The 10,819-nt window shown below is 46.2% G+C and carries 7 protein-coding genes, 1 tRNA gene, 1 rRNA gene and 1 pseudogene; 9 read left to right on the forward strand and 1 reads right to left on the reverse strand.

The genetic code is table 11. The features are described from left to right. The first annotated feature begins 16 nt into the window (after nt 1–16). Nucleotides 17–1,885, forward strand: coding sequence for a glutamine--fructose-6-phosphate transaminase (isomerizing) (gene glmS, locus G601_RS0104955; RefSeq protein ID WP_026664679.1), 1,869 nt, complete (start codon nt 17–19; stop codon nt 1,883–1,885). 10 nt (nt 1,886–1,895) lie between these two features. Beyond that, nucleotides 1,896–3,212: a sugar phosphate nucleotidyltransferase gene (locus tag G601_RS0104960; RefSeq protein WP_026664680.1), complete on the forward strand. Its 1,317-nt coding sequence runs from the start codon at nt 1,896–1,898 to the stop codon at nt 3,210–3,212. Between the two features lie 858 nt (nt 3,213–4,070). On the opposite strand, the gene G601_RS0104975 is transcribed toward G601_RS0104960, so the two are convergent. Continuing rightward, nucleotides 4,071–4,156: transfer RNA gene (locus tag G601_RS0104975), tRNA-Ser, on the reverse strand. A 192-nt stretch (nt 4,157–4,348) separates the two neighbouring features. Between G601_RS0104975 and dnaX the strand changes: the two are divergent. From dnaX to G601_RS0105010, 7 genes and pseudogenes are all read left to right on the forward strand, one after another. Further along, nucleotides 4,349–5,944 (forward strand): annotated as a pseudogene (gene dnaX / locus G601_RS21995) (DNA polymerase III subunit gamma/tau); the annotation flags it as partial. Nucleotides 5,945–6,358: 414 nt separating this feature from the next. Beyond that, nucleotides 6,359–6,709 carry a YbaB/EbfC family nucleoid-associated protein gene (locus G601_RS0104985; RefSeq protein ID WP_026493084.1) on the forward strand — a complete coding sequence of 117 codons (351 nt, stop codon included), beginning with the start codon at nt 6,359–6,361 and terminating at the stop codon, nt 6,707–6,709. Between the two features lie 32 nt (nt 6,710–6,741). Then, nucleotides 6,742–7,341, forward strand: a complete 600-nt coding sequence (gene recR / locus G601_RS0104990; RefSeq protein WP_026493085.1) for a recombination mediator RecR — start codon at nt 6,742–6,744, stop codon at nt 7,339–7,341. A 40-nt stretch (nt 7,342–7,381) separates the two neighbouring features. Beyond that, on the forward strand, nt 7,382–8,422 hold the full coding sequence (locus G601_RS0104995) for an aldose epimerase family protein (protein WP_026664682.1): 1,041 nt from the start codon (nt 7,382–7,384) through the stop codon (nt 8,420–8,422). Nucleotides 8,423–8,451: 29 nt separating this feature from the next. Beyond that, the gene (locus G601_RS0105000; RefSeq protein WP_026664683.1) at nt 8,452–9,762 is read left to right on the forward strand and encodes a DUF5711 family protein; all 1,311 of its coding nucleotides are present in this window, start codon (nt 8,452–8,454) and stop codon (nt 9,760–9,762) included. A gap of 111 nt (nt 9,763–9,873) precedes the next feature. Next, on the forward strand, nt 9,874–10,326 hold the full coding sequence (locus tag G601_RS0105005; protein ID WP_026664684.1) for a CvpA family protein: 453 nt from the start codon (nt 9,874–9,876) through the stop codon (nt 10,324–10,326). Between the two features lie 323 nt (nt 10,327–10,649). Next, nucleotides 10,650–10,819 (forward strand): 16S ribosomal RNA (locus G601_RS0105010); the annotation flags it as partial.

Genomic DNA, 10,819 nt, shown 5'->3' on the forward strand with positions numbered 1-10,819 from the left:
CTTAAGAGGAAAAAATATGTGCGGAATAGTTGGATATGTAGGTAAGAAACAGGCAGCGCCCATTCTTCTGGATGGACTTTCTAAGCTTGAATATCGTGGATATGATTCAGCAGGACTTGCTGTAAGAGGGGCAGATAATAAGGTCAAGGTAGTTAAGGCCAAGGGCAGACTTAAGGTTCTATCTGAGAAAACAAATGATGGAGCATCCCTTCAGGGAACAATCGGTATCGGTCACACAAGATGGGCTACACACGGTGAGCCTTCTGAGACCAATGCGCATCCCCATGTTTCATCTAATCATTTTGAGCATGGTGCAACAGTTGAGGAAGCTAACGTAGTTGGCGTTCACAACGGTATCATCGAGAACTATCAGGAGCTTAAGGAGAAGCTCATGCGTCACGACTATGAGTTCTACTCACAGACTGACACTGAGGTTGCAGTTAAGCTCGTTGACTATTATTACAATAAATACAAGATCGGACCTATCGATGCTATAGCTAAGACTATGGTTCGTGTTCGTGGTTCTTATGCCCTTGCGCTTATGTTCAAGGATTATCCGGATGAAGTCTGGGTAGCACGTAAGGATTCACCTATGGTTATCGGTATTGCAGACGGTGCAACCTACGTTGCATCTGACGTTCCTGCAATCCTTAAATACACTAGAAATGTTTACTATATCGGCAACCAGGAGATGGCTCGTCTTGGTAAGGGCGAAGCTCACTTCTACAACCTCGATGGTGACGAGATCCAGAAGGAAAAGGTTGAGATCAAGTGGGATGCAGAAGCTGCTGAGAAGGGTGGTTTCGAGCACTTCATGATGAAGGAGATCCACGAGCAGCCCAAGGCGGTTGAGGATACGCTTAACTCAGTTATTAAGGGTAAAAAGATCGACCTTACAGAGTGCGGAATCAGCGATGAGAAGATCAAGTCCTTAAGACAGATCTTTGTAGTTGCCTGTGGTTCTGCATGGCATGTAGGCATGGCAGCTCAGTACGTGTTTGAGGATATTGCACGTATTCCTGTCCGCGTCGAGCTTGCATCCGAGTTCAGATACAGGAAGCCACTTCTTGATAAAAATGACCTGGTAATCGTTATCTCCCAGTCCGGTGAGACAGCGGATACTTTAGCTGCTCTTCGTGAGGCTAAGAACCAGGGCGTAGCAACCCTTGGTATTGTTAACGTTGTCGGCTCTTCAATCGCAAGAGAAGCTGACCATGTTCTCTACACTCTCGCAGGTCCCGAGATATCTGTTGCCACAACCAAGGCATATAGTGCTCAGCTTGTTGCTACCTATGCTCTTGCTGTTCACTTCGGATTTGTAAGAGAGACTATCGATAGTAAAAAATATGCAAACTACATCGCTGAGATGAAGACCATCCCCGAGAAGATTACAAAGGTTCTCGATGATAAGGAAAGACTTCAGTGGTTTGCTGCTAAATATGCTAATGCTAAGGATGTATTCTTCGTAGGACGTGGTATCGACTACGCAGTTTCCCTCGAGGGAAGCCTTAAGATGAAGGAGATATCCTACATCCACTCAGAGGCCTACGCTGCAGGTGAGCTTAAGCACGGAACAATCAGCCTTATCGAGGACAACATCCTTGTTATCGGTGTGCTTACTCAGAACGACCTTTACGAGAAGACCATCAGCAACATGGTTGAGTGTAAGGCAAGAGGTGCTTACCTCATGGGGCTTACAACCTACGGTCATTACGAGATTGAGGATACAGTTAACTTTGCTGCATACGTTCCTAAGATTGAGGAACATTTCGCTGCATCTCTCGCAGTTATCCCGCTCCAGCTTCTTGGTTACTACATAAGTGTTGCAAAGGGTCTTGACGTGGACAAGCCCCGTAACCTTGCTAAGAGCGTTACTGTGGAATAAGGAATTATAAATGAACATTATTTTATTATCCGGTGGATCAGGCCAGCGCCTTTGGCCTCTTTCCAACGATGTCAGATCAAAACAGTTTATAAAAATTTTTAAAGGTAACGATGGCGAATATGAGTCCATGGTTCAGCGCGTCTATCGCCAGATTCTTGAGATAGACCCCCGCGCAAACGTAACAATCGCAACAAGTAAGACTCAGGTTTCAGCTATTAATAACCAGCTTGGTGAAAATGTTGGAGTTTCAATCGAGCCCTGCAGAAGAGACACTTTTCCTGCAATCGCTCTTGCAAGCGCATATCTTCACAACGTTCAGGGCGTTGGCTTGGATGAGTCAGTAGTTGTATGCCCTGTCGATCCGTATGTTGAGAAGGATTACTTCCTCGCTCTTGAGAAGCTTTCAAAGCTTGCAGAGGACGGAGAAGCTAACCTCACACTTATGGGAATCGATCCCACCTATCCTTCAGAGAAGTATGGCTACATCATCCCTGAGGATAAGAACGACGTATCAAAGGTTGTATCCTTCAAGGAAAAGCCCGATGTAGTGACAGCTAAGGACTACATTTCCAAGGGTGCTCTCTGGAACGGTGGGATTTTTGCATATAAGCTCTCATACCTTCTTGATAAGGCTCACGAGCTTATTGATTTTACAGACTATCAGAATCTTTTTGATAAATATGAAACTCTTGAGAAAATTTCCTTCGACTACGCCGTAGTTGAGAAAGAGTCTAAGATTAACGTTATGCGTTTCGGCGGACTCTGGAAGGATCTTGGAACCTGGAACACTCTTACAGAGGCCATGGATGAGAATGTTATCGGAGAGGCGCTTCTTAATGAGAAGTGTGAAGATGTTCACGTTATCAATGACATGAACATCCCCGTAATTGTTATGGGAATTAAGAATGCAGTTATCGCAGCATCTCCCGATGGAATTCTTGTTTCCGACAAGGAGCAGAGCTCATACATCAAGCCCTTTGTTGAGCAGATTGAGCAGCCTATTATGTTCGCTGAGAAGTCCTGGGGAAGCTACCGTGTCCTTGATGTTGAGAAGGACTCCATGACCATCAAGGTTACTCTTAACCCCGGTCATAAGATGAACTACCACAGCCACGAGAGACGTGACGAGGTATGGAGCATCGTTCGCGGATCAGGTAAGACCATCATTGATGGCGTTGAGAAAACAGTTCGCCCCGGCGATATCGTCGATATGAAAGCCGGCTCAAAGCACACAGTAATCAACGACAGCAACGAAGAGCTTCAGATTATCGAGGTTCAGCTTGGCACAGACATAACTGTTGAGGATAAGATTAAATACGACTTATAAGTTGTGTGAAGTAAATTTTGTAAGGAATGAATCTCTCCGCGGAGCGCTTATGCTTCGTGGAGTTTTTTGTTGCACAAGACCGGCAAGCGAATGGATGCTTGCATACAAATTCATTTGCCGGTTGTAAGAACATGGAGCACGAAGTGCGGAATGTTCGTGTGCGAAATCGAGTAGGAGTCAGCCTACTCGATTTGGATAAGAACTGGGTAGATACGAACTATTTGGTATTTTGGAGGCTATTGGGAGTATCTGGGCTATTGGGTTTGGGCGGTGTTAAGTGCCTGGCAACCGGTTTGAATAATTGTTCGCGAACAGACGTAACGGCAAGCGGGACGTATTTCCCGCGAGGGACCGGAATTAACAATTCTTCGCGGATAGACGTAACGGCAAGCAGGACGTATTTCCCGCAGGGGAACCAAATTGAACAATACTTCGTGGGTAGACGTAATGATCACCTGGGGAAAGCAGCTGCGATTGGACCGAAAAGAGATAATGATGGTTAATAGGATGAATGAAGAACGTGGGGTTAAGGTTGTAGTTCAACCAATAGCACTTGATGGACCTAAATCGGTTGATATGCGGGAAGAATGTCTAGGAATGAGTTGCGTCAACTCGCGAACAAATTAGAACATCGACGTAACGGAGTCAATAAAGCTGGCATGAGCATGCAACCGATATTGAGGAAATAAAACCTTCCGGTGTAACGCGATCCCAAAAGACAACATTACAGTTCAACCGATAGAAAAGCAAGTTCGCGGATAGACGTAACGGCCGCCGAAAAGCAATACCCGCAGGGAACCAGTCTGAGAAGAATTAAAAAAGACCCTGCCAACAGGCAGAGCCAAAACATAGAACAAGCGGAGTCGGAGGGATTCGAACCCTCGTGCCCCGAAGGACAAACGCATTTCGAGTGCGCCTCATTACGACCACTTTGATACGACTCCATAACGCACAAAAACTCAAGTTTTCGCGCTTTTTCATTATACGAGCGCTATTCTCTTAAGTCAATAAACAGTTGTTGCTGAAGCGGTTATTGAGTATAATTAGTTAGTTGAAGTATGAAAAAATTCAAGGGTAGTTCCTGCCGGACCTACATCATTGCGGCAGGTGACAACGCTTGATAAATGGGGATCTAAATGGCATACGTAGCTTTATATAGAAAGTTCAGACCGCCTGTCTTTGACGACGTCAAAGGTCAGGATCATATAGTGACAACGCTTAAGAATCAGATTAAATCCGACAGGATTGGACACGCATATCTGTTTTGTGGAACCAGAGGTACCGGTAAGACCTCGGTTGCCAAGATTCTCGCAAGAGCAGTTAACTGCGAGAACCCGCAGGACGGAAGCCCTTGCGGTGAGTGCCCCACCTGTAAAGCGATAGAGTCCGGTGCGGCAATGGGGAATGTTATTGAGATAGATGCTGCATCTAATAACGGCGTAGATAACATTCGTGAGATCATTGACGAGATCTCATATTCACCAACAGTTGGAAAATACAAGGTTTACATCATCGACGAGGTTCACATGCTCTCTACCGGCGCTTTTAATGCGCTGCTTAAGAGCCTTGAGGAGCCCCCGTCCTATGTAATATTCATTCTGGCAACCACTGAAGTACAGAAGATTCCGATCACCATTCTGTCCAGATGTCAGAGATACGATTTTCATAGAATCACCATCGACACCATCGCAGACAGGCTCCGCGAGGTCGTGGATAAGGAAGGCGTGAAGGTGGAGGACAAGGCCCTTCGCTATGTTGCGAAGGCAGCAGATGGCTCCATGCGTGATTCCCTAAGTCTCCTTGACCAGTGTATCGCCTTTAACTACGGCGAGGAGCTGACCTACGATAAGGTGCTTGGAGTCCTCGGCGCAGTTGATACCGCGATTTTCGGAAGACTCTTTTCATACCTGATAGCTCAGGATGTCAGCAGTGCGCTGAACCTATTGTCCGAGATTGTAATACAGGGCCGAGAGCTCACGCAGTTCGTCAGTGACTTTATCTGGTACCTGAGGAACCTAATGCTAGTCAGCACCTCCGATAACATGGAGGATGCGGTGGACATGTCCACTGACAATCTGAATGCATTAAAAGAGCTGGCGAAGAGTTCAGACATTGATACCATAATGCGCTACATCAGAGTGTTCTCTGAGCTGTCACAGAGCTTGCGCTTTGCGGCTCAGAAACGTATCCTTATAGAGGTTGCACTTATAAGACTCTGCAAGCCTCAGATGGATGAGGACACAGGTGCGATTCTCGACAGACTCAGGATTCTCGAGGAGAGAAGCGAGGAGATGGACGGTGTCCTTGGCGGCATAAAAAGCGGCCAGATAACCGTTAATGCTTCTGGAGCTGCCGGCGGCGGAGCACCTGCAGGAGCTGCACCAGAACCTCAGAAGGCTAAGGTCCTAGAGTCTGCGGTAGCTGAAGACGTAAAGCGTGTAGTTAACGAGTGGGGCAGGATCCTTGTGAAAATGGGTAACCCCATGCGTGTGTACCTTGAGAAGGCAGTCCTTTCCCAGGGCAATGATAACAAGCTTTTCATAGTGCTTGATAATAAGGAGCGCGTTGATAAGTACAACGATGAGCCCGGAAAGAGCGAACTTTCTGCAGTTATTGACGAAGCTATCGGTAAGCATGTAGAGTTTGAGATGCGCTTTGCGGATCGTGACAAGCCCATGGCAGAGCAGTACGTAAGCCTCAACAACATTCACTTCGACATCGTCACAGAGGAAGAAGTGGAGATGCCGGAATTCCCGGAGGACAGTCTTGGTGGAATGAATGCTATTTCTGCAGAAGTTCCAAATGAGGAACCTCAACAAGAAGGAGATGCTCCGGCAGAGACAGTATCTGTGCAGGAAGCTGAAGCTCCGGAAGAAGAAGCAGCACCCTTACAGGAAGCCAAAGCCCCGGCAGAAGCAGCACCTATGGATGAACAATCCGACATCGAGAACTCCGGTGGAGATATCATCACAGGCATTGATGAGGACGACTACTACGATCAGCAGGCCATGGACTACGTAGAACCTGACTATGACCAGCAGGCCAGCGATGATGAGAATGCCTTTGAAGAGAAGGACACAGAAGACGACTAAAATAGCTTATTAACCATTTTTCTATATAAACAAGAGAAACAGGAGGAATTATAAATGGCAAAGAGAGGCGGATTCCCGGGCGGTATGCCGGGCAATATGAATAATCTTATGAAACAGGCGCAGCGCATGCAGCGTCAGATGGAGGAGAGCCAGAAGGAGCTCGAGACCAAGGAGTTTAAGGCAAGCGCAGGCGGCGGTGCCGTTGAAGCGACAGTTACAGGAAGCAAGAAGCTTACAGGCATCACAATCGCTAAGGATGCGGTTGATCCTGATGATGTAGAGATGCTGCAGGACATGATCGTAGCAGCGGTTAATGAGGCCATGGAGCAGGCAGAGAAGGCTCAGGGCGATATCATGGGTAAGATGACAGGTGGCCTTGGAGGTCTCGGAGGACTTCCGTTCTAATTAAAGTTACGTCTCGGAGGATTTTCATTTTAATGGATCTATACAGCGGACATATCAACAGACTGATCGACGAGCTCTCATCCCTTCCCGGGATTGGTGGTAAGTCGGCTCAGAGACTGGCTTTTTATATAATAGGACTTCCTAAGGACAGAGTAGAGAGACTCGCAAAGTCCCTCACCGATGCCAGGGAGAACGTGCATTACTGCAGCAAATGCTGCACGCTTACGGACGATGAGATTTGTCCAATTTGTGCTAACGAAAAACGCGACCACCGCACAATCATGGTGGTTGAGAACACCAGGGATCTCGCAGCCTATGAAAAGACAGGGAAATACGAGGGAGTTTACCATGTGCTACATGGAGCGATTTCTCCCATGCTTGGCATAGGCCCCGGGGATATCAAACTTAAGGAACTGGTGCAGAGACTTCAGACAGACAATGTTGAGGAAGTTATCATCGCCACCAATTCCAGCTTAGAGGGCGAGACAACAGGAATGTATATAAGCAAACTCATAAAGCCGACAGGAATTAAGGTCACACGAATCGCCAGCGGAGTTCCCGTAGGCGGCGACCTTGAATATATAGACGAAGTAACGTTACTAAGAGCTTTAGAGGGCAGAACAGAATTATAACTAACAGAAAACAACTGCAACTTGAAGTGGAGGAAACAAAATGAGTGTGAAAAGAGAGTTTCTTGGAGAAACAAAAGACGGAGCACCTATTTACGGTTATCATATGACAAACGATCAGGGAATGGAGGTTTGTCTTATGAACTATGGCGCAGCTATCCGCAACATTTTTGTTAAGGATAAGAACGGCGAAAAGAGAGACGTGGTTCTCGGCTTTGAGAGCCCTGAGAATTATTTCGACAATCCGTGCTTTATTGGCGTTGTGGTTGGACCTGTCGCTAACAGAATCGGCGGAGCAGCTTATTCTATCGATGGAAAAGACTTCAAAATGGCTGTAAATGATGGCCCTAACAATCTTCACAGTGATTTCGACAACGGTTTTCATAAGAGAGTATGGGAGGCTGCTGAGACTGACAACAGCGTCACATTCACATTGAAATCAGAGGATGGTGACCTTGGATTTTCAGGAAACAGAGAGTTCTCAGTTACATACACTTTGACAGAGGACAACTCACTGATGCTTCACTATCATGCAACAAGTGATGCCAAGACACTTATCAACATCACTAACCACTGCTATTTCAATCTTCGCGGCCACGATGCCGGCACTATCACAGACCATGTGGCTCAGTTCAATTCAAGCAAGACTACTGTTGTAGGAAAAGGACTGATCCCCAATGGTGAGATTGCTGACGTTGAGGGCACTCCTTTTGATTTCAGAAAAGAGAAGGTCATCGGCCTTGAGATTGACGCTGATGATGAACAGCTAAGGCTCGGCGGCGGCTATGACCATAACTTTATTATCGACAACGCAGACGGCACAAGAAGAACCTTCGCTACTGTAACCTGTCCTGAATCCGGAATTACAATGCAGTGCTCAACGACACTTCCTGCATTCCAGTTCTATGCAGGTAACTGCCTCGATGCAGACGGCGGAAAAGACGGTGCAGTCTACAAGGAAAGAGAAGGCTTCTGTCTTGAAACACAGATTTATCCGGATGCAATTCACCACAGCAACTTCCCGGATGCAGTGTTCGGACCGGAGCGCGAGTACGATTCAATGACCGTATATCGCTTTTTATAAGACAGATCTATTTTGGAAAAGAGTTTTAAATGGCAGAAGTCAAGGATTTCACCAAGTATTTAAAAAAATTACAGAAGAAAAATAATGATGATAGGGACGACAATCCCTTCGAGGCGTTAAACAGGGACTATGACTGGGATGAGGATCCTGACATCGCCGAATCAGGTGAGTACGACGGCTATCCTACCAAAGGCCCTACCTATCAGGAGCGCATAAGGAAGCACAGAATCGCAGTTGCCATAAGGACCGTGGTTGTCATTGCGGCAACCGCTCTTATAGTAGCAGGCGTATACGTCAGCTGGAGGGATAAGCATTTCACTGAGAGCAATATCACCTCATCTGTGAAAATCGCAGACGCTTCAGGTGCCAAAGCCATTAACCTCGCTGGCTACGTCCTCACCTACAGTAAAGACGGTGCAAGCTGCATCGACAGCAGTGGCCAGCAGCTCTGGAACCAGACCTACCAGATGCAGAATCCGACAATCCACACCTGTAAGGACGTGGTTGCGATCGGTGATTACAACGGACATAACATCTACGTAGCCAATACAGGCGGCGCCCTTGGGGAGATTGATACCAATCTTCCGATAAGAGACTTCTGTGTCGCGTCCCAGGGAGTTGTGGCAGCTGTTCTTGATGACAAGAATGTCACCTGGATATACCTTTTTGATCCAAGTGGCAAAGAGCTCGCCAGCTTCAAGACCACCATGCAGGACAGCGGATACCCAGTTGATATCTCAATATCACCCAGCGGTGAGCTGGTTTGCGTATCCTACCTCAAGGCGGACAGCGGCAAGCTCAAGACCAGTGTTGCGTTCTTCAATTTCGGCGACGTCGGACAGAACCTTGCGGATAACTACGCAAGTGGCTATGACTATCCCGATGTTGTGGTGCCCTACGTTCAGTTCATGAATGACTCCAAGATCTTCGCTGTTGCTGATGACAGACTCATGTTCTTTTCGGGAAAAGAGGTTCCTACCAGTCAGACAGAGAGCCTCACAGGAGATGAGGAGATCAAGTCGGTATTCTATAGTGACAACTATGTCGGAGTTGTTTTCGTAAATAATACTGACGAAGGTGCATACAGACTTCAGATCTACGGTGAGACCGGTAACCTTGATACTACCATATATTTCGATACGGAATACGTGGATGTTCTCTTCGACAACGGCCAGATAATCGTATACGGCGAGGATGAGTATATCCTGTATGATATGAAGGGTACAGAGAAATTCAGAGGAACCTTCGATCGCGCAGTAAAGGTTATGGTACCTACTAATGTCAGAAGTAAGTTCCTTCTTGTCACCGAAAGATCACTCGATACACTTGAGCTAAAGTAATTATAAAGCCTTCTCCTTCTGGGAGAACTCAATACACTTGAGCCAAGGCAATTATATAGTCTTCTCCCTCTGGGAGAAGGTGTCAGCGAAGCTGACGGATGAGGGCAAGATATGAATATAATGGAATTTATTTCAACGCCGCAGGTGATTATTTCACTTGCGGTTTTAATTGTATTATTGTGGAGAATATCTATAGGCTATAGATTCGGACTTGTATCCGAGCTCATAGAGATCGCTTCCCTGGCAGTGGGCTTTGTTATCTTTACCCTTACGGCCGGTACTATCGGTAAGATTATGCACGGGGAAAATCTTCATATATTCAAAACAATAATTCAGCTTGCAATTGTTGTTTCTATATATAGAGTTATCACAGGAATTGCAAAAGGAACAAAAGGATCCGGAAAAATACCTATATTAAGCAGTGCCAATAAGGTTCTCGGAGCGTGCTTTGGAGCGATTGAAACTTACATGTGGGTTATGCTGATACAACATATAGTGGGCTATAAAATCGACTCGGCAATTTCTTTTACAATTTCAAAAATTATTAGTTGCATTCGTATTTAAGGAGTGCTATAATCAATTTCGCTCACTTCGAGAGAGCATTATTTAAGAGCTGATTACTACTTATAATATTTCTCGAAACAAGCTATAAAAAAAATAAAAAAGTTCTTGACAGAAAGCTGCTGACATGATAATCTATCAGAGTTGCGGCTGACAAGCCAAGACAAAGCACATTGACAATGAAATAGTAATGCAACCCTGAAAATTCCAAAAAGAAATTTCAGAGAACAAAACAACCTAACTAAAGGTAAAACGGACAGAACAAAAGCCAAGCTTAAGTTCTGGTCAGACGAACGATCAAGTCACTTCAGTGATGAGATACATTTAAACGTGAGAGTTCGATCCTGGCTCAGGATGAACGCTGGCGGCGTGCCTAACACATGCAAGTCGAACGGAGATTTAACGCTGATGAGGCTTCGGCGGAATCTTGTTAAATCTTAGTGGCGGACGGGTGAGTAACGCGTGGGCAACCTGCCTCGTACTGGGGGATAACAGT

Source organism: Butyrivibrio sp. FC2001 (genome assembly GCF_000424125.1).
In the GTDB taxonomy this organism is placed as follows: domain Bacteria; phylum Bacillota; class Clostridia; order Lachnospirales; family Lachnospiraceae; genus Butyrivibrio.

Excerpts from the sequence above, each read along its gene's own strand:
- G601_RS0105000 (WP_026664683.1), top strand. The coding sequence starts at position 8,452 with ATGGCAGAAGTCAAGGATTTCACCAAGTATTTAAAAAAATTACAGAAG.
- glmS (WP_026664679.1), top strand. The coding sequence starts at position 17 with ATGTGCGGAATAGTTGGATATGTAGGTAAGAAACAGGCAGCGCCCATT.
- G601_RS0104985 (WP_026493084.1), top strand. The coding sequence starts at position 6,359 with ATGGCAAAGAGAGGCGGATTCCCGGGCGGTATGCCGGGCAATATGAAT.
- G601_RS0105005 (WP_026664684.1), top strand. The coding sequence starts at position 9,874 with ATGAATATAATGGAATTTATTTCAACGCCGCAGGTGATTATTTCACTT.
- recR (WP_026493085.1), top strand. The coding sequence starts at position 6,742 with ATGGATCTATACAGCGGACATATCAACAGACTGATCGACGAGCTCTCA.
- G601_RS0104995 (WP_026664682.1), top strand. The coding sequence starts at position 7,382 with ATGAGTGTGAAAAGAGAGTTTCTTGGAGAAACAAAAGACGGAGCACCT.
- G601_RS0104960 (WP_026664680.1), top strand. The coding sequence starts at position 1,896 with ATGAACATTATTTTATTATCCGGTGGATCAGGCCAGCGCCTTTGGCCT.